Below are 18443 nucleotides of genomic sequence, written 5' to 3'. Positions count from 1 at the left end.
GTCGCTCCTAGCCGCGCAGGCGGGACATGGTCGGGTCGAAGAGCGGCTCGGCGGCGACCTGAGCTTCGACGCGCTGGTCGAAGTAGCCGATGTGGAGCGTGCGGCCGGGCTCGGCCAGCTCGGCGGGGAGCCAGGCGTAGGCGATGCCCTTGCCGATGGTGTAGCCGTACGCGGCGCTGGTGACGTAGCCGACGGGCCGGTCGCCGTCGTAGACCGGTTCCTTGCCCATGACGACGGACTGCGGGTCGTCGATGGTGAGGCAGGTGAGGCGGCGGCTCACGTTCTCCTTGCGGCGCGTCAGGGCCTCCTGGCCGATGAAGCCGCCCTCCTTGTCGAGCTTGACGGCGAAGCCGACGCCCGCCTCGTAGGGGTCGTGCTCGTAGGTCATGTCGGTGCCGAAGGAGCGGTAGCCCTTCTCCAGGCGGAGGCTGTTGAAGGCGCCGCGGCCGGCGACGATGCCGCCGAGGGGCTCGGCTGCCGCCCAGAGGGTGTCCCAGAGCTTGAGGCCCAGGTCAGCGGTGGTGTAGAGCTCCCAGCCGAGCTCGCCGACGTACGACAGACGCATGGCGGTCACCGGGACGGAGCCGATGTACGCCTTCTTGGCGCGGAAGTACTTCAGGCCGTCGGCCGAGAAGTCGGCGTCGGTCAGCGGCTGGAGGACCTGGCGGGCGAGCGGGCCCCAGAGGCCGATGCAGCAGGTGCCGGGGGTGATGTCGCGTACGGAGACCGAGCCGTCGGCGGGGAGGTGGCGGGTGAACCAGTCGAGGTCGAGGTTGCCGTTGGCGCCGACCTGGAAGAGGTCGCGGGCGAGGCGGGCGATGGTGACGTCGCTGCGGATGCCGCCGTCGTGGTCGAGGAGGAGGGTGTACGTGACCGAGCCGACGGACTTGGCGACCTTGCTGGAGGTCAGCCCCTCCAGGAAGGCGGCGGCGCCGGCGCCGGTGACCTCCAGGCGCTTGAGGGCCGTCATGTCGTACATGGCGACGGTCTCGCGGGTGGCCTGGGCCTCGGCGCCGACGATCGGGGACCAGTAGCGGGCCGCCCAGTCGTTGGGGGTCGGGATGGAACGGCCTTCCACCAGGCCCGCGTTGGCCTCGTACCACTGGGGCCGCTCCCAGCCGGTGGCCTCCAGGAAGAAGGCCCCCTTCTCCTCCTGGCGGGGGTGGAAGGGGCTGGTGCGGATCGGGCGGGGGGCGCCGGAGGGCTGGAGGGGGTGGAGGATGTCGTAGACCTCGACGAAGTTCTGGCAGTCGCGGGCCAGGACGTACTCCGGGGAGAGCTGGTGCTGCTCGAAGCGGTTGACGTCGCACTCGTGGAGGTCGTAGGACGAGCAGTAGCCGTCCACCAGCCACTCGGCGACGCCCCGGGCGACGCCGGCGGAGTGGGTGACCCAGACGGCCTCGGCGACCCAGAAGCCCTTGACCTCCGGCGACTCGCCGAGGAGGGGCAGGCCGTCGGTGGTGAAGGAGAAGAGGCCGTTGATGCCCTCCTCGATCTTGGCCTCGCGGGCGGCCGGGAGGAGGGACTGGGTCTCGGTCCAGGCGGGCTCGAAGTCCTCCTCGGTGAACTTCATGACCGAGGGCATGTCCTGAGCCGCTTCCACCGACAGGATGTCGTCGGCGGAGACCGGCATCGGGCGGTGGCCGTAGTAGCCGATGCCGATGCGGTCGTAGCGGTCGCGGTAGTAGAGGTCCGCGTCCTGGTGGCGCAGGATCGGGCGGACGGCTTCCTCCGTCTGGCCCTCCAGGGCCGGGACGGGGCCGGTCCACGCGAGCTGGTGCGCGAGCGGGGTGAGCGGGAGGTTCATGCCGACCATGCGGGCGATCCTGGGGCCCCAGATGCCGGCGCAACAGACCACGATGTCGGCGGGGATGTCGGCCATGACGCCGCCGGATTCGGTGCGTACGGCGGTGACCTTGCCGTCCTCCTGGATGACGTCCAGGACTTCGTGGCGGGCCAGGAAGCGCACCCCACGGTCCGTGGCGAGGCGGATCTGCGCCTCCACGGCGATGACGGCCTTCGCGAGGCCGTCGGTGGGGACGAGCAGGCCGCCGAGGACCCGGGACGGGTCGAGGAGGGGGTGCAGTTCCACGCACTCGTCCGCGCTCAGCAGGCGGGCTTCCACGCCCCAGGCGGTGATCCAGCCGTGGCGGCGGGTGAGCTCGGTGAGACGGTCGTCGGTGGTGGCCACTTCGAGGCCGCCGACCTGGAGGAAGGCGGGCTGCCCGTCAACATCGAGGGAGCAGAACTTCTCGACGGTGTAGCGGGCCATCTCGGTCATGGTCTTCGAGGAGTTGGTCTGGAAGACCAGGCCCGGAGCATGCGACGAGGATCCGCCGGTGGCGGGGAGCGGGCCTTGGTCGACGACAGTCACATCGGTCCAGCCGCGCGCGGAGATCTCGTCGGCCAGCGCCGCACCCACGACGCCTGCTCCGATGATGACCACCCGGGGTCCCGCCATTGACGCACCTCCGCCTAGTTGCTGTCAGCGCAACATGATTCAGGTTGCGCAACTCAATGTGCCGGTCCCTCCGGGTGGTGTCAAGGGGGCAAAACGCGAGTGCCCTGCGGGCTGCCGAGGGGCAGTCCGCAGGGCACTCGGGGTCATGCGTGCTGGCCGAAGCCGGGGCTCCGCCCCGGACCCCGCTCCTCAAACGCCGGAGGGGCTGATTTTCACTTGATCCACGCCGCGACCTTGTCGGGGTTGGCGTCGACCCACTTCTTGGCCGCCGCTTCGTCCGAGAGCTTGTCCACCGCGATGTACTTGGCCACGGTGTTCTGGTCGTCGTTCGTCCAGCTGAAGTTCTTGACCAGGTTGTAGGCCGTGCTGCCGGACTTGGCGAACTTGGTGCTGACGATCTTGTCCAGGTCGTAGACCGGGTAGTCGCAGGCGACCTTGGAGGCGACCGCGTCGCAGCCCGTCTTGTAGGCGGGGAGGTCGACCTTGACCAGGGGGACCTCGGCGAGGAACCACTGGGGCTCGTAGAAGTAGCCGATGACCCACTGCTTGTTCTTCTCGGCCTGGCGGTACGCCTGGATGAGGGCGGTCTCGCTGCCCGCGTACACGACCTTGAAGTCCAGGCCGAGGTTCTTGACCAGGGCCTCGTCGTTGGTGACGTAGGAGGGGTCGCCGTCGAGGAGCTGGCCCTTGCCGCCGGACTCGGAGGTCTTGAACTTGGCGGCGTACTTGTTGAGGTTCTTGTAGTTGGTGATGTCCGGGTAGGCCTTGGCCAGCCACGGGGGTACGTACCAGCCGATGACGCCCTTGTTGCCGGTCTGCCCGGCCGATTCGGCGACCTTCTGCTGGGTGATGTACTTCTTCACCAGCTCCGGGTGGCCCCAGTTCTCCAGGACCGCGTCGACCTGGCCGGTCGAGAAGCCCTGCCAGGCGACCTGCTCCTTGAGGTCCTTCTTGTTGACCGTACAGCCGAGCTTCTTCTCCGCGACGTACGCGACGACCGCCGCGTCCGCCTCGTAGCCGACCCACGGGTTGACCGCGAGGTTGAAGGTGCCGCACTTGCCGGAGCTGCCGCTGGAGGCGGAGCTGTCGTCGCCGATCTTCGCGCCGCCGCAGGCGGTGAGCGTGAGGCCGAGTGCGGCTATGCCCGCCGCGCCGGCCAGCCACTGGGGTCTTGCGTGCCTTGTCATGTGGTGGTGCTCCCTTATGCCCTGGTCCGTCGCGCCGCTGCTTGGGTGATCCGGTCGAACATGACTCCGAGCAGTACGATCGCCAGCCCCGCAGCCAGCCCCTTGCCGTACAGCTCATCCCGCGAGAAACCGGCTACGACGTCGTAGCCGAGGGCGCCCGCACCGACCAGGCCGCCCACTACAACCATCGACAGCACGTAGATCAGGCCCTGGTTTGTCGCAAGGGTGAGGGCGCTGCGTGCCATCGGCAGTTGAACCTTGGTGACGATCTGCCAGGTGCTGGACCCGGCAGCGGTGGCCGCTTCGACCGTCGTCTCGGGGACCGCCCGGATGCCGTCGGCGATGATCTTCATCGTGACGGGGGCGGCGTAGACGAAGGCGGCGACGATCGCCGTGAACCGTGTCGGGCCGAAGAGCGCGAGGAACGGTACGAGATAGACGAACGGCGGCATGACCTGTGCCGCGTCCAGGCCGGGCCGGATGAACCGGTCGGCCATCGGGCTGCGGCCCATCCAGACTCCGACCACGACACCGGCCAGCATGACCAGCAGTGTCGCGACGACGGTCGAGGCGAGCGTGGTCATGGCGTCCGACCACACCCCGGTGCCGATCAGCAGTCCTACGCAGACCACCGCCGTCACCCCCGCCCGCCAGCCGCCGACCACGGCGCCGATGGAGACGAGCACCGCGGCGACCAGCCACCACGGGGAGTCGGTGAGCAGGGTCTGGAAGGGGTTGAGCAGCCCGTTGGTGACGGAGTCGCGCACCGTGTTGGTGACGCCGGACAGGTTGTCCTGCACCCAGGTGGTGACGCTGTCCGCCGCCTTCGCGATCTGGCTGCCGGTGGTGCCCTCGCCGGGGAACTCGGCCGCCCATACGTAGGTGTGGGAGAGGTACGCGGTGACCAGCGCCGCCACCCCGCCCGCCACCAGCAGGGGCTTGCGCCACTTGGCGAAACGGTTCCCCGAACGCCTGGCCGCTTCGGCCCGCCCGCTGGCCGCCGTGGTGACGCGGTCCAGGACGATGGCCATGACGACGATCGCCAGACCGGCGTTGAAGGCGGTGCCGACGTCCAGGGACGTGAGGGCCACCATCACGGTCTTGCCGAGCCCGGGGGCGGCGATGAGCGCCGCGATGGTGACCATGGCCAGCGCGGCCATGATCGTCTGGTTGATGCCCATCACCACCGTGCGCTTGGACATCGGCAGCAGCACCTTCACCAGCGTCTGCCGCCGCGTCGCGCCGAGGGAGTCGGCCGCCTCGACCGTCGTGGCGGGCACCGAGCGGATCCCGTGGGCGGTGATGCGGATGGCGGGCGGAGCCGCGTAGACCAGGGTGGCGATCACGGCGGAGGCCGGGCCGATGAGGAAGAAGAGGGTCAGCGGCGCCAGGTAGACGAAGGTGGGCATCGTCTGCATGAAGTCCAGGAAGGGCGTCATGACCTTGTTGAAGCGGTCCGACAGCCCGGCCCAGATGCCCAGCGGGATCCCGATGAGCAGCGAGACGAAGACGGCCGACAAGGTCAGCGCCAGGGTGTCCATGCTCTCCTGCCACAGGCCCTGGAGCCCGAAGAAGGTGAAGCCGGCCACCGCGAGGAGGGCCACCCGCCAGTTGCCGAAGGCCCAGGAGACATAGCCGACGATGCCGACGACACCGAGCCAGCCGATCGTCGGGACCGGGCGGCCGCCGGAGGGCTGGGAGATCAGGTCCTGGACGAAGGTCACCAGGTTGTCGATGACCAGCCGGATCTCGTTGAAGAAGTAGAGGAAGAGCGGATTGCTGTTGCGGTCCGCGCCGATCGAGTCGTTGAGGTCGTTGAACCAGCGGTGCAGGCCGGTCAGGTCGGCGGCCGCGAGGGTGAGCGTCTGCCGGCCGCGCAGCACCGTGAAGAGCACCAGCCAGGCGACCAGGATCGCGCCGATGATCACCTTGCGCGGCACGGCGCGCAGCGAGAGCGCTCCGGTTTTCGCGGGGGCGTCCGCGACGGCGGCCATCAGCGGTCACCGCCCGCTATGACGGCCAGGATCTCCTCGTCGCCGACGATGCCGAGCAACTGGCCGTCCTTGACGACCTTGACCGGCTTCTCCGCCGCCAGCACCGCCCGGGTCGCCTCCCGGACCACCACGTCCGGGCCCAGCTCGGGCCCGTCGAGGTCGTCCTCCGGGGTGGCCGGGCGCATGATCCACTTCAGGGTCAGGACGTCCGCGCGCGGCACCTCGCTGACGAACTCCCGTACGTAGTCGTCGGCCGGGGCCCCGACCAGTTCGTCGCCCGTCCCGCACTGCACCATCTTGCCGTCGCGCATGATCAGGATGCGGTCGCCGAGCTTGAGCGCCTCGGACAGGTCGTGGGTGATGAAGACCATGGTCTTGCCGACCTCGTGGTGCAGGCGGATGACCTCGTTCTGCATGTCCCGGCGGATCAGCGGGTCCAGCGCCGAGAACGGCTCGTCGAAGAGCAGCACATCCGGGTCACCGGCCAAGGCGCGGGCCAGGCCCACGCGCTGCTGCATGCCGCCGGAGAGCTGGTCGGGGTAGGAGTTCTCGTACCCGGCCAGGCCCACCAGCTCCACGACCTCCATGGCCCGCTTGGTGCGTTCGGCCTTGCCCATGCCGCGGATTTCGAGACCGTACGAGACGTTGTCCAGGACCCGGCGGTGCGGCAGCAGCCCGAAGTGCTGGAAGACCATCGAGAACTTGCGGCGCCGCAGGTCCCGCAGGCGCTTGGGGTCCGCGTCGCGGATGTCCTCGCCCTCGAAGACCACGGCGCCGGCGGTCGGTTCGATCAGCCGGGTCAGACATCGTACGAGGGTGGACTTGCCGGACCCGGACAGGCCCATGACGACGAACACCTCGCCGGGCGAGACGTCGAAGCTCACATCCCGGACGGCCGCCGTGCAGCCGGCCTGGTCCATCAGCTCCCGGCGGGACAGCGCGCTCAGCTCTGGCGAGCCGGGCACCTTGTCTGCCTTCGGCCCGAACACCTTCCACAGCCCGCGCACGGAGATCACCGGCGCCGCGTCCTTCGGTGGCTGAGCAACCTCAGCTGTCTGTGTGGGAGTTGGGGTCGTTTGGGACACAGTCGGACCTCTTTCCGGGTTTCCGGGTCTACGGTCTACGAGCCTTCGTCAGCCGCGGAACCAGCGCTGCGGCGTCGGACGGACGTTCTGCCAGATGTGCTTGGGCTCGCGGTACTCGTCCAGGCCGGAAGGTCCCAGCTCCCTGCCCACACCCGAGTGCCCGAATCCACCCCATTCCGCTTGCGGCACATAGGGGTGGTAGTCGTTGATCCACACGGTGCCGTGGCGCAGCCGCTTCGCGACCCGCTGCGCCCTGCCCGCGTCCTGCGTCCATACGGCGCCGGCGAGCCCGTACTCCGTGTCGTTGGCGATGCGTACGGCGTCGTCCTCGGTGCCGTCGAACCGCTCGACGGTCAGTACGGGGCCGAAGGACTCCTCGTGGACGACCTGCATCTTCTGCGTGCACCCGTCCAGCACCGTCGGCGGGTAGTAGAAGCCATCGGCCAGCGCCGGGTCCTGCGGCCGGGCGCCGCCGCAGCGCAGTACGGCGCCTTCGGCGATGCCTGCGGCGACGTAGGCCTCGACCTTGTCGCGGTGGGCGGCGGAGATCAGCGCGCCGGTCTCGGCCTCTGGATCGAAGGGCCCGCCGAGGCGGATCTGCTCCGCCCGCCGCACGACCTCGTCCACGAAGGCGTCGGCGATCGCGTCGTCGACGATGAGCCGGGCGCCGGCCGAGCAGACCTGGCCGGAGTGCAGAAAGACGGCCGTGAGAGCCATGTCCACGGCAGTCTCGAAGTCGGCGTCGGCGAAGACGACGTTCGGGTTCTTGCCGCCCAGCTCCAGGGCCACCTTCTTCACGGAGGCGGCGGCCGTGGCCATGATCCGCTTTCCGGTCTCCAGGCCGCCGGTGAAGGACACCATGTCGACGTCGGGGTGCTCCGAGAACGCCGCCCCGACCTCCGGCCCGGTCCCGAGCACGAGGTTCGCCACCCCGGCCGGCAGCCCGGCCTCGGCCAGCGCCCGGATCAGGAGGATCGAGGTGGAGGGGGTCAGCTCGCTCGGCTTGAGGACGATCGTGTTGCCCGCGGCCAGCGCCGGCGCGACCTTCCAGGAGGCCTGGAGCAGCGGGTAGTTCCAGGGCGTGATCAGACCGCAGACCCCGATGGGCTCGTAGACGACCCGGCTCACCGCGTCGTCCCGGCCGGTGTCGATCACCCGGCCCGCGCTGGTGCCCGCGATCCCGCCGTAGTAGCGGAAGCAGGAGACGACATCCGCGATGTCGTACTCGCTCTCCACGAGCCGCTTACCCGTGTCGAGCGACTCCGCCCGCGCGAAGGCCTCGGTGTCGCGCTCGATCAGATCGGCGGTCCGCAGCAGCAGCGCCCCGCGCTCCCGCTCGGGCGTCCCGGGCCACGTTCCCTCGTCGAAGGCCCTGCGCGCGGCGGTGATCGCGGCCTCGCTGTCCGCCCGCGTCCCCTCGGACACGGTCGCGCTCAGCGTCCCGTCCGCGGGGCACCGGATTTCCCGGTGGCCGCCCGCAATCGGGTCGCGCCATTCGCCGTCCACATACAGGTCTGCCACTCGTGGAGCCCTTCGCTTCGTTGCGCATCGCGCATCGAATTGCTTGTGATGGAACACCATGGCCGAATGCCAGACATAGGTCAAGGGGCTGGGACATTCCGATTTCACACCTTGACCTAGGGCACCATTCGACCGGACCATGTTGCGTATCACTCACCCTGTTGCTCATTACGCACCAGCGGAGGTCGCCCATGTCCCCCCGACCGCAGCCCGGCCTTGAGTACGTACTCACGCTCTCCTGCCCCGACCGGGCCGGCCTCGTCCATGCCGTGAGCGGCTTCCTCGTCCGCAACTCGGGCAACATCCTCCAGAGCCAGCAATTCGACGACCGGCTCAAGGGCCGATTCTTCATGAGGGTCCACTTCGACGTTTCCGATCCAAACGCCGACCTGAAAACTCTGCGTTACCGATTCGGTCCGGTGGCAGAGGCTTACGGCCTCACCTGGACCCTGCGCGACGCCGCCACGCCGACCCGGACGCTCATCATGGTCTCCAAGTTCGGCCACTGCCTGAACGACCTCCTCTTCCGGCAGCGCACCGGCTCCCTCAACATCGACATCCCCGCGATCGTCTCCAATCACCGCGACTTCGAGAGCCTCGCCGACACCTACGGCGTCCCCTTCTTCCACGTACCGGTCACCCGCGACACCAAGCCCGAGGCCGAGGCCCGGCTGCTGGAGCTCGTACGCGAGCTGAATGTCGAGCTGGTCGTCCTGGCCCGCTACATGCAGGTTCTCTCCGACGACCTCTGCAAGCAGCTCGAAGGCCGCGCCATCAACATCCACCACTCCTTCCTGCCCAGCTTCAAGGGCGCCAGGCCCTACAACCAGGCCTACGACCGCGGCGTGAAGCTCGTCGGCGCCACCGCCCACTACGTCACCCCCGAGCTCGACGAGGGCCAGATCATCGACCAGGACGTCGTCCGGGTCGACCACTCGCTGGACCCGGACGAGCTGGTGACGGTGGGACGGGACGTGGAGGCGCAGGTGCTCGCGCACGCGGTGAAGTGGCACAGCGAGAGCCGCGTCATGGTGGACGGCAACCGCACGGTCGTCTTCCGCTGAGCTCCGCCGGCTCCCGGTCGTACACGATTCCCGAAGCCGGGACCGGGGCGGCGTCAGCCGCCTACGCGGTCCAGCAGTGCCCGCCGCCAGCGTTCGGTCTCGGCGATCTGGTTGAAGGTGAAGACGTGCAGGCCCGCCACTCCCGCCCCCGGGGCGGTGAGGGCGGGCGCTGTGCGTTTGAGGAGGAGTTCGGGCGAGTAGCCGCCGGGGGCGGCGAGGCGGGCGAACCAGGAGGCGTGCTTGGCGAGGAACTTGGTGGACTCGCCGACGCCGATCTTGGTGGCCATCGCGAGCAGCTTCGTACGTTCGACGGGCCCCGCGATACCCACGTGCACCGGGAGGGTGACGTCGCGGCGGCGGATGCGGGTGACCCAGTCGCCGAGCACCCTCGGGTCGAAGCAGAGGTTGCTGACGATGTAGGTGGCGTGGGCGCGCTTGTCCCACATGGCCTGGATGGTGACGTCGTCGGATATGAGGGGATGGCTCTCGGGGTAGCCGGTGATGCCGACATGGGTGAAGGGGTCGCCCAGGCGGGCGAGCGACCGCAGCACCGGCAGGGCGCCCTGGTAGGCGCCGGCCGGCGGGTCCGCGTCGCCGGCCGGTACGAAGATGTCGTCGACCTCGACGGAACGGAGCCAGTCGGCGATGTCGGCCAGGTGGGCTCCGTCCCGTATCAGCCGCGCCGGGATGTGCGGGACGACGCGGTAGCCGTGGGCGGCCAGCCGGACGGTGAGGTCGAGGGTGGGGTCGAGGCCCTTGACCGGCGACGCGGTGACCGTGATCACCACGTCGCGCGGTACGTGGGCGAGGACCTTGTCCTCCGTCGCCTTGGCGGGGAGGACCTCGTAGCGGACCTGCTGGAGGAGTGATCTCACTTCGGGTCGCGGAGCCGGTAGTACTCCGCCTTGTTGGGCGGGAGGGGGTCCTTGCCGAGGATGAGGTCGGCGGCCTTCTCGGCGATCATCATCACGGGGGCGTAGATGTTGCCGTTGGTGACGTACGGCATCACGGAGGCGTCCACGACCCGCAGGCCCTCGACGCCGTGCACCTTCATCGAGTCCGGGTCGACGACCGCCATCTCGTCGGTGGCGGCGCCCATCTTGCAGGTGCAGGAGGGGTGGAGGGCGGTCTCGCCCTCCTCGGCGACCCATTCCAGGATCTGCTCGTCCGTCTCGACCTCGGGCCCCGGGGAGACCTCGCCGCCGTTGTACTCCTCCATCGCGGGCTGGTTGAGCAGCTTGCGCGCGACGCGGATGGCCTCGACCCACTCGCGGCGGTCCTGCTCGGTGGAGAGGTAATTGAAGCGCAGCGCCGGGTGCTCGTGCGGGTCCTTGCTCTTGATCTTCACCGAGCCGATGGCGTCGGAGTACATGGGCCCGACGTGCACCTGGTAGCCGTGGCCGCCCGCCGGGGAGGAGCCGTCGTAGCGGACGGCGATCGGCAGGAAGTGGAACATCAGGTTGGGGTAGTCGACGTCCTCGTTGCTGCGGGCGAAGCCGCCGGCCTCGAAGTGGTTGGTGGACGCCGGGCCCTTGCGGAACAGCCACTGGAGGCCGATGAAGGGGGCGCGCCACTTGGCCATGTACGGCTGCATGGAGACGGGCTGCTTGCAGGCGTACTGGACGTAGACCTCGAGGTGGTCCTGCATGTTCTCGCCGACGCCGGGGAGGTCGTGGACGACGGGGATGCCCAGCGCGCTCAGCTCCTGCGCGTTGCCCACGCCCGACAGCTGGAGGAGCTGCGGGGAGTTGATGGCGCCGCCGCAGAGGATGACCTCGCCGGAGGTGACCTGGTAGGTCTTTTTCTTCTTGCCGAGGCCGTGCTCGTACTCGACGCCGACCGCGCGCTTGCCCTCGAAGAGGACGCGGGTGGCCAGCGCCCGGGTCTTCACCGTGAGGTTGGGCCGCTTTCCCATGATCGGGTGGAGGTAGGCCTTGGAGGCCGACAGGCGGCGGCCCCGGTGGACGTTGCGGTCGAAGGGCGCGAAGCCCTCCTGGCGGTAGCCGTTGACGTCGTCGGTGAGGGGGTAGCCGGCGTCCTGGACGGAGTTCAGGAAGGCGCCGAAGAGCGGGTTGGCGGCGGGGCCGCGCTCCAGGACGAGCGGGCCCTCGTGGCCGCGGAACTCGTCCTTGTCGTCGGCCGCGAGGCAGTTCTCCATGCGCTGGAAGTAGGGGAGACAGTGGTGGTAGTCCCACTTCTCCATGCCGGGGTCGGCGGCCCAGCGCTCGTAGTCCATGGGGTTGCCGCGTTGGAAGATCATGCCGTTGATGCTGCTGGAGCCGCCGAGGATCTTGCCGCGGGCGTGGTAGACCTTGCGGCCGCCCATGTGGGGCTCGGGCTCGGACTCGTACTTCCAGTCGTAGAAGCGGCTGCCGATGGGATAGGTCAGGGCCGCGGGCATCTGGATGAAGACGTCCCACAGGCGGTCGGGGCGGCCGGCTTCCAGCACAAGGACGCGGTTGGCCGGGTCGGCGGAGAGCCGGTTGGCCAGGGCGCTTCCTGCGGAGCCGCCGCCGACGATGACGTAGTCGTACTGCAAGGGAGCCATGGGCCTCTCGCTTCCCGCTCGCGCCGTCGATATGCCAGGCAGACTAGTACGAGTACCGCTATATGCACTAGGTTGCGCGCCACGCAACTTGGACGACTGACGTTTCCTTTTCGTTTCCCCCCAGGCCGTTGTTTACTGCGCGTATAGTTTCGCTGTGAGCAACTTCAGTGCAGATAACGAAACGGCGGGTTCGCAGGCGACCGGCGGTGTGCAATCCGTCGACCGCGCGATCAGCGTTCTGGAGATCCTCGCCCAGCGCGGCGAGGCCGGTGTCAGCGAAGTGGCTGGGGAGATCGACGTCCACAAGTCGACCGCCTTCCGGCTGCTGGGCGCCCTGGAGGCGCGCGGGCTGGTGGAGCAGGCCGGCGAGCGCGGGAAATACCGGCTGGGCTTCGGCATCGTCCGCCTGGCCGGGGCGGTCACCGGACGGATCGACATTACGCAGCAGGGCCGTCCGGTCTGCGAGCGGCTCGCCGAGGACATCGGCGAGACCGTCAATATCGCGGTCATGGAGCAGCACTTCGCGATCAACCTTTTCCAGGTACGCGGCCCCGGCGCGGTCACCGCGCACAACTGGGTCGGCCAGCTCACCCCACTGCACGCGACCTCCAGCGGCAAGATCCTGCTCGCCCACCTCCCCGCCCAGGACCGGGCGGAGCTGCTGTCGGAAGGCGGCCTGGAGAAGATCACCCCGCACACCCTGGCCTCGAAGACCAAGCTGGAGAAGAACCTCGCCGAGGCCAGGGAGCGCGGCTACGCGTGGACCCTGGAGGAGCTGGAGATCGGCCTGCACGCCATGGCCGCGCCCGTACGCTCCCGGGACGGCGAGGTCGTCGCGGCGGTCAGCGCGTCGGGGCCGTCGTACCGGTTCACGGAGGACCGGATGCACGAGCTGGCGCCGGTGCTCGTGAAGGGGGCGGAGGAGATCAGTCACCGCATGGGGTACCTGGGGTAGTCGTTCGCGCAGTTCCCCGCGCCCCTGACAGCTCAGGCCAGCTTTTCCTGGACCCAGTCGTGGAACGCGCCTATGTGGTGCTCGCTGGGGACCAGGACGCCGCCCTTGGCGTAGAGGCGGGAGCTCATGCCGGGCTGGGTGCGCTCGCAGGCGTCGAAGTCCTGGCGGTTGACGCGGTCGAAGAGCTCGACGGAGCGGCTGACGTCCTTGCCGGACTCCACGACGCCCGGGAGGTAGAGCCAGTCGCACTCGACGATGGTGCGGTCGGCGGCGACCGGGTACATCCGGTGGAAGATGACGTGGTCGGGGACGAGGTTGATGAAGACCTGCGGCTGGATCGTGATCGCGTAGTAGCGGCGGTCCTGGTCCTCGCTGACGCCCGGTATGCGGTCCACACCCTCCGAGCCGTCGACCGTGAAGCCGTGGATGTCCGCGCCGAACTCGGCGCCGTGGCCGACGTAGTACTGGGCGGCGTAGCCGTCGGCGAACTCGGGCAGGACCTCGGTGAGCTCGGGGTGGATGGTGGCGCAGTGGTAGCACTCCATGAAGTTCTCGATGATGAGCTTCCAGTTCGCCTTCACGTCGTAGACGATCCGCTTGCCGATCTCGAGGTTGTCGATGTCGTAGCGCTCGATCGACTCCAGGTCGCCCAGCCGGGTGACGACCGCGCCGAGGACGTCCTCGTCGAAGGAGGGCGGGTTCTCGGCCAGGCAGACCCACACATAGCCGAGCCACTCGCGCACGGCGACGCTCACCAGGCCGTACTCGGTGCGGCCGACATCGGGCATCTTGGTGAGGTTGGGGGCGGCGATCAGCTTGCCGTTGAGGTCGTAGGTCCAGGCGTGGTAGGGGCACTGGAAGGCCCGCTTGACCTCACCGGCGTCTTCTGTGCACAGCTTGGCGCCACGGTGCCGGCAGACGTTGAAGAAGGCCCGGATCGAGTTGTCGCGCGAGCGGGTGACCAGGATGCTCTCACGGCCGACCTCGACGGTCCGGAAGGCGCCCGGCTTCGCCAGCTCGGAGGAGCGGGCGACGCAGAACCACATCGTCTCGAAGATGTGCTCCTGCTCCTGGGCGAAGACCGCGGGATCCGTGTAATAGGAGCCGGGGAGGGTGGCGATCAGGCTGTCCGGCAGGCTGGTCGGGGTCGTCACGTGGGCACTCCTCAAGGGCGTTGTGCGATAAGCAACGCTATGTGCAGTACGCAACTGCATGCAGGCAGAATCTGTGGTGCGGCAGTCCGTGTCAAGACCTGGCGGCAGCTGAAGCAAGCGCCGAGGCCTGAGCCGAGGCCTGGGCCAACTGCTTGCGCCAGCGCATGAACAGCCGGGGCTGGTTCAGCCCCAGCACCGCGACCGGCTCCCCGGCACGGCGGTAGACCGCGAGCAGGCTGCGGTCATCGGCCGAGCCCTCCTCGACGGTGACGCTGTCCGCCGCGGCGGCGTGGCCCGCGAACTGGATCTTCACCCCGTACTGGTCCGACCAGAAGTACGGCGGCCGTACGGGCCCCGGCTCGGCGGCTCCCCCGGAGAGCAGGGTGGCCACCGCGGCGGCGGGGCGCTCCAGGGCGCCGGTCCAGTGCTCGACGCGGCGGTGGTGACCGGCCGCGGGGTCGTACCAGTTGGCGCAGTCACCGACCGCGACGACCCCGGCGATGCTGGTGCGGCCGTCCTGGCCGCACGTCACTCCGTTGTCCAGCGCGATGCCGGAGCCCTGCAGCCACTCGGTGTTCGGGCGCGCGCCCACACCGACCACGACGGTGTCGGCGGGCAGGCTGCGGCCGTCCTCCAGCAGGACCGCCTCGACGCGCTCGGATCCGGTCAAGCCCTTCACCCCGACGCCGCACAACAGCCGTACGCCGTGGTCCGCGTGGAGCGAGGACACGACCATGCCCATCTCCTGGCCGAGCGGCCCCGCCAGCGGGGTCGGCGCGACCTCGACGACGGTGACGTCCAGACCGAGGGCGTACGCGGTCGAGGCGACCTCGGCGCCGATGAACCCGCCGCCGATGACGACGAGGCGACCACCACGGGCGAGGTCGTCGCGCAGTGCGCGGGCGTCGTCCAGCGTGCGCAGGGTGTGTACGCCGGCCAGGCCTTCCGCGCCGGGCAGCGTGCGCGCGGCGGCTCCGGTGGCGATGACGAACCCGTCGGCGCGCACGGCGCTGCCGTCCGCGAGCCGCACGAGGCGCTCATTGCGATCAAAACCGTCCGCGCGCGTGCCGAGCAGCCATTCGGCGCCCAGGTCCTCGCCCTCCGCCTCCAGTGAGAGGGCGGATTCGTCCATCGTCCCTGCCAGGAAGTCCTTGGACAGCGGCGGCCGGTCGTACGGCCGGTGCGGCTCGTCGCCGATGAGGACCAGCCGCCCGTCGAAACCCTGCTTGCGCAGGCAGCGTGCGGCTGAGAGGCCGGCGAGCGATGCGCCCACGACGGCCACCGTCCTCACGCGGGACCTCCGCCGCCACCGGCGAGCCGGGCGCCGACACAGGGCGGCAGATTCGGCGCGGCCTCGGACGGCTCGACGTAGATCATGCCGTCCTCGACCAGGACCTGGTGGGTACGGACCGGGAGCTTGGCCGGAGGCGAGTCGACGGCACCGGTGCGCAGGTCGAACTTGGAGGCGTGCAGAGGGCATTCGACCTCGCAGCCCTCCAGCCAGCCGTCCGCGAGCGAGGCGTCCTGGTGCGTGCACGTGTCGTCGATGGCGAAAACCTCTCCGTCGTCGGTGTGGAACACCGAGACGGGCGGGTCGAGTTCGAGCCGGTAGGCCTCGCCTCGCGGTAGGTCCGCGAGCCGGCACACAGGAATCTTCATGACACCTCAGTGCGTCTCGGTGCGTATAGCGAAACGGATTGCGGTAAGCGCAACAATAGTTTGGGGGCGGCCTGTGAGCCTGTCAAGACACGAAAACCGCCCCGCGTCGCGGGGCGGTCAACGAGTGAAACAGCGAGGTCAAGGCCTGTCAGTGGCCGCGCTTGATCCATTCGTCCAGCGCCGGCGCCTCCGCGCCGATGCTGGTGCCGTCGCCGTGACCGGTGTGGACGGCCGTCTCCGGCGGCAGCGTCAGCAGCCGCTCCCGGATCGAATCGATGATCGTCGGAAAGTGCGAGAACGACCGTCCGGTCGCCCCCGGCCCGCCGCAGAACAGCGTGTCCCCGGTGAAGACCGCCCCGAGCGCGGGCGCGTACAGGCACACCGCACCCGGCGCATGGCCCGGCGTGTGCAGCACGGTCAGCTCCGCCCCGCCCACGGTGATCGTCTGGCCGTCGGCCAGTTCGCCGTCCGGAGAGCGCTCCGGATGCGTCTGCTTCCACAACGGAAGGTCGTCCGGGTGGAGCAGGATCGGCGCCCCCGTCGCCGCCGCGAGGGCCGGCGCGGCGTCGATGTGGTCGTTGTGCGCATGCGTGCACACGATTGCGCGGAGCGTCCGGCCACCGAGCGCTTCCGCGATCGCCTCCGCGTCATGCGCGGCGTCGATCACGATCGCCTCGGTGTCGTCGCCGACGATCCAGACGTTGTTGTCGACGTCCCAGGTGCCGCCGTCGAGGGAGAAGGTACCGCTTGTTACGAGGTGGTCGATGCGGGCAGTCATGCGAGGTTCCTATCCTTCCGCCCGCGCCTGCGCGCAGCGGGTGGTTGCTGTTTCGTCGGCGGCCTGCAGGCCGGTGGCCGGGCTGTGCCAGCCCTCCCCCTCAGCTTCGCGAGGGGGTACCCCCACCTCGCTTCGCTCGCCTCAGGCGGACGGCCTACCCACAGCCCGGGGGCAGATTCAGCCCGTCCGGCGTTTGAGGACACGCCCGTAGGGCGTTCGGGGGTCCAGGGGGCGAAGCCCCCTGGCTACAGGACCACGACGGACCGGAGCACGTCACCGTGGTGCATCCGCTCGAACGCCTTCTCGACACCGTCCAGCTCGATCGTCTCCGTCACGAACGCCCCCAGGTCCAACCGCCCCTGCAGGTAGAGGTCGATCAGCATCGGGAAGTCGCGGGAGGGCAGGCAGTCCCCGTACCAGGAGGACTTCAGCGAGCCGCCGCGCCCGAAGACGTCGAGGAGCGGGAGCTCCAGCTTCATCTCGGGCGTCGGGACACCGACGAGGACCACGGTCCCGGCCAGGTCGCGGGCGTAGAAGGCCTGCTTGTACGTCTCGGGGCGGCCGACCGCCTCGATGACGACATCCGCGCCGTTGCCGCCGGTGAGGGCCTGGATGGCCTCGACGGGGTCGGTCGCCTTGGAGTTGACGGTGTGGGTGGCGCCCATCTTCTTCGCCGTCTCCAGCTTGCGGTCGTCGATGTCGACGGCGATGACCTTCGCCGCGCCCGCGAGCCGCGCGCCGGCGATGGCCGCGTCGCCGACGCCGCCGCAGCCGATGACGGCCACGGAGTCGCCGCGCCCGACCCCGCCGGTGTTGATGGCGGCGCCGATGCCGGCCATGACGCCGCAGCCGAGGAGCCCTGCGACGGCCGGGGAGGCGGTGGGGTCGACCTTGGTGCACTGGCCGGCGTGGACGAGGGTCTTCTCGGCGAAGGCGCCGATGCCGAGCGCCGGGGAGAGCTCGGTGCCGTCGAGCAGGGTCATCTTCTGCTTGGCGTTGTGGGTGTTGAAGCAGTACTGGGGCCGGCCGCGCGTGCAGGAGCGGCACTGGCCGCAGACGGCACGCCAGTTGAGGATGACGAAGTCGCCGGGGGCGACATCGGTGACCCCTTCGCCGACGGACTCGACGATTCCCGACGCCTCGTGGCCGAGGAGGAAGGGGAAGTCGTCGTTGATCCCGCCCTCACGGTAGTGAAGGTCGGTATGACAGACCCCGCAGGCCTGGATCTTCACGAGGGCTTCGCCCGGCCCCGGGTCCGGCACGATGATCGTTTCGAGGCTGACGGGGGCGCCCTTGGCAAGGGCGACTACAGCACGGACCTGGTGAGCCATGGATGCTCCTCCGCTGGTTGCTTATCGCGGCACGCAGCGCGCGTGCCGCAACGAAAGCATCGGCGAAGCACCCACCGGGGTCAAGGACCCTGGCGCGCATGCGCTCAGCGGAAGAACGCGATCCCGTCGTCCGGCAGGTCCTTCAGGTCCTTCGCCCACTCGCGCGGGTCCACGACCTTCTTCAGGTGCGCCGACATGTACGGGCGCAGCGGCACGCCCGGCGTCGTCTTCTCGCCCACCCACATCAGGTCGCTGTTGACGTAGCCGTACAGCCGCTTCCCGCCGCCGTACTCCGGGGCGGACGGAATCCGCGCCACGGCGTCGGTGACCAGGTCGATCTGCGGCTTGCCCTCGGCCAGCTCGCCGTACCAGATCTCCACGACGCCCGAGTCGCGGGTCGTGGTGACCTCGACCTTGCGGTCCTTGTCGATCCGCCAGAAGCCGGACTCGTTCTCCAGCGGGCGGACCTTCTTGCCCTCGCCGTCCAGCACCCAGGTCTTCGACACGTACTCCAGGAAGGGCCGGCCGTCGTGGGTGAAGGACACTTCCTGGCCGAAGTTGCACTTCTCGTCGCCGGGGAAGTCGAAGACTCCCGCACCCTCCCAGCGGCCCAGGAGGAACACCAGCGGCACGAGCTCGGGGTGCAGGTCGGACGGGATCTCGATCATGTTCAGCGCTGTCCCTGGTAGAGCTTCTTCACCGCGAG

At 69.3% G+C, this 18443-nt stretch carries 15 protein-coding genes; 2 read left to right on the top strand and 13 right to left on the bottom strand.

Annotated features, from left to right (window positions below):
• Nucleotides 1–7 precede the first annotated feature (7 nt).
• From OG607_RS24495 to OG607_RS24475, 5 genes are all read right to left on the bottom strand, one after another.
• Nucleotides 8–2461, bottom strand: coding sequence for an FAD-dependent oxidoreductase (locus OG607_RS24495; RefSeq protein ID WP_405727297.1), 2454 nt, complete (start codon nt 2459–2461; stop codon nt 8–10).
• 212 nt (nt 2462–2673) lie between these two features.
• Entirely contained in the window at nt 2674–3648 is a 975-nt protein-coding gene (locus OG607_RS24490) for an ABC transporter substrate-binding protein (RefSeq protein WP_405727294.1), read from the bottom strand.
• 14 nt (nt 3649–3662) lie between these two features.
• Nucleotides 3663–5642: an ABC transporter permease gene (locus tag OG607_RS24485; protein ID WP_405727291.1), complete on the bottom strand. Its 1980-nt coding sequence runs from the start codon at nt 5640–5642 to the stop codon at nt 3663–3665.
• Complete coding sequence (locus OG607_RS24480) at nt 5642–6649, bottom strand: glycine betaine/L-proline ABC transporter ATP-binding protein (protein WP_405737009.1); 1008 nt, start codon at nt 6647–6649, stop codon at nt 5642–5644. Before OG607_RS24480 ends, OG607_RS24485 begins: the two co-directional genes overlap by 1 nt.
• Nucleotides 6650–6775: 126 nt before the next feature.
• Nucleotides 6776–8248 carry an aldehyde dehydrogenase family protein gene (locus tag OG607_RS24475; protein ID WP_405727288.1) on the bottom strand — a complete coding sequence of 491 codons (1473 nt, stop codon included), beginning with the start codon at nt 8246–8248 and terminating at the stop codon, nt 6776–6778.
• 191 nt (nt 8249–8439) lie between these two features.
• Between OG607_RS24475 and purU the strand changes: the two genes are divergently transcribed.
• Nucleotides 8440–9312 carry a formyltetrahydrofolate deformylase gene (gene purU, locus OG607_RS24470; protein ID WP_405727285.1) on the top strand — a complete coding sequence of 291 codons (873 nt, stop codon included), beginning with the start codon at nt 8440–8442 and terminating at the stop codon, nt 9310–9312.
• Nucleotides 9313–9365: 53 nt separating this feature from the next.
• On the opposite strand, the gene OG607_RS24465 is transcribed toward purU, so the two are convergent.
• Together OG607_RS24465 and betA are read right to left on the bottom strand one after the other, a co-directional pair.
• On the bottom strand, nt 9366–10187 hold the full coding sequence (locus OG607_RS24465) for a 5,10-methylenetetrahydrofolate reductase (protein ID WP_405727282.1): 822 nt from the start codon (nt 10185–10187) through the stop codon (nt 9366–9368).
• Complete coding sequence (betA, locus tag OG607_RS24460; RefSeq protein ID WP_405727279.1) at nt 10184–11860, bottom strand: choline dehydrogenase; 1677 nt, start codon at nt 11858–11860, stop codon at nt 10184–10186. The genes OG607_RS24465 and betA overlap by 4 nt, the downstream gene beginning before the upstream one ends.
• A 208-nt stretch (nt 11861–12068) precedes the next feature.
• Here betA and OG607_RS24455 point away from each other — a divergent pair, with 208 nt between their 5' ends.
• Nucleotides 12069–12815, top strand: coding sequence for an IclR family transcriptional regulator (locus OG607_RS24455; protein ID WP_405737007.1), 747 nt, complete (start codon nt 12069–12071; stop codon nt 12813–12815).
• A gap of 32 nt (nt 12816–12847) precedes the next feature.
• Here OG607_RS24455 and OG607_RS24450 read toward each other — a convergent pair whose 3' ends face one another.
• From OG607_RS24450 to OG607_RS24425, 6 genes are all read right to left on the bottom strand, one after another.
• Nucleotides 12848–13969 carry an aromatic ring-hydroxylating dioxygenase subunit alpha gene (locus OG607_RS24450; protein ID WP_405727276.1) on the bottom strand — a complete coding sequence of 374 codons (1122 nt, stop codon included), beginning with the start codon at nt 13967–13969 and terminating at the stop codon, nt 12848–12850.
• A 91-nt stretch (nt 13970–14060) separates the two neighbouring features.
• Nucleotides 14061–15260, bottom strand: a complete 1200-nt coding sequence (locus OG607_RS24445; RefSeq protein WP_405727273.1) for an NAD(P)/FAD-dependent oxidoreductase — start codon at nt 15258–15260, stop codon at nt 14061–14063.
• On the bottom strand, nt 15257–15628 hold the full coding sequence (locus tag OG607_RS24440) for a bifunctional 3-phenylpropionate/cinnamic acid dioxygenase ferredoxin subunit (RefSeq protein WP_405727270.1): 372 nt from the start codon (nt 15626–15628) through the stop codon (nt 15257–15259). Before OG607_RS24440 ends, OG607_RS24445 begins: the two co-directional genes overlap by 4 nt.
• Before the next feature lie 148 nt (nt 15629–15776).
• Nucleotides 15777–16406, bottom strand: a complete 630-nt coding sequence (locus OG607_RS24435; protein ID WP_405727267.1) for an MBL fold metallo-hydrolase — start codon at nt 16404–16406, stop codon at nt 15777–15779.
• Between the two features lie 245 nt (nt 16407–16651).
• Nucleotides 16652–17737: an S-(hydroxymethyl)mycothiol dehydrogenase gene (locus OG607_RS24430; RefSeq protein WP_405727264.1), complete on the bottom strand. Its 1086-nt coding sequence runs from the start codon at nt 17735–17737 to the stop codon at nt 16652–16654.
• Between the two features lie 104 nt (nt 17738–17841).
• Nucleotides 17842–18405 (bottom strand): FABP family protein, encoded by a 564-nt coding sequence (locus OG607_RS24425; protein ID WP_405727261.1) that lies wholly within the window; start codon nt 18403–18405, stop codon nt 17842–17844.
• Nucleotides 18406–18443 lie beyond the last annotated feature (38 nt).

The sequence above is a fragment of the Streptomyces sp. NBC_01537 genome (assembly GCF_045040445.1).
GTDB lineage: Bacteria > Actinomycetota > Actinomycetes > Streptomycetales > Streptomycetaceae > Actinacidiphila.
Note: the sequence above shows the minus strand (reverse complement) of the source record. Positions and strands in the feature narration are given on the sequence as shown.

Excerpts from the sequence above, each read along its gene's own strand:
- OG607_RS24485 (WP_405727291.1), bottom strand. The coding sequence starts at position 5,642 with ATGGCCGCCGTCGCGGACGCCCCCGCGAAAACCGGAGCGCTCTCGCTG.
- OG607_RS24425 (WP_405727261.1), bottom strand. The coding sequence starts at position 18,405 with ATGATCGAGATCCCGTCCGACCTGCACCCCGAGCTCGTGCCGCTGGTG.
- betA (WP_405727279.1), bottom strand. The coding sequence starts at position 11,860 with ATGGCTCCCTTGCAGTACGACTACGTCATCGTCGGCGGCGGCTCCGCA.
- OG607_RS24435 (WP_405727267.1), bottom strand. The coding sequence starts at position 16,406 with ATGACTGCCCGCATCGACCACCTCGTAACAAGCGGTACCTTCTCCCTC.
- OG607_RS24490 (WP_405727294.1), bottom strand. The coding sequence starts at position 3,648 with ATGACAAGGCACGCAAGACCCCAGTGGCTGGCCGGCGCGGCGGGCATA.
- OG607_RS24495 (WP_405727297.1), bottom strand. The coding sequence starts at position 2,461 with ATGGCGGGACCCCGGGTGGTCATCATCGGAGCAGGCGTCGTGGGTGCG.
- OG607_RS24440 (WP_405727270.1), bottom strand. The coding sequence starts at position 15,628 with ATGAAGATTCCTGTGTGCCGGCTCGCGGACCTACCGCGAGGCGAGGCC.
- OG607_RS24430 (WP_405727264.1), bottom strand. The coding sequence starts at position 17,737 with ATGGCTCACCAGGTCCGTGCTGTAGTCGCCCTTGCCAAGGGCGCCCCC.
- purU (WP_405727285.1), top strand. The coding sequence starts at position 8,440 with ATGTCCCCCCGACCGCAGCCCGGCCTTGAGTACGTACTCACGCTCTCC.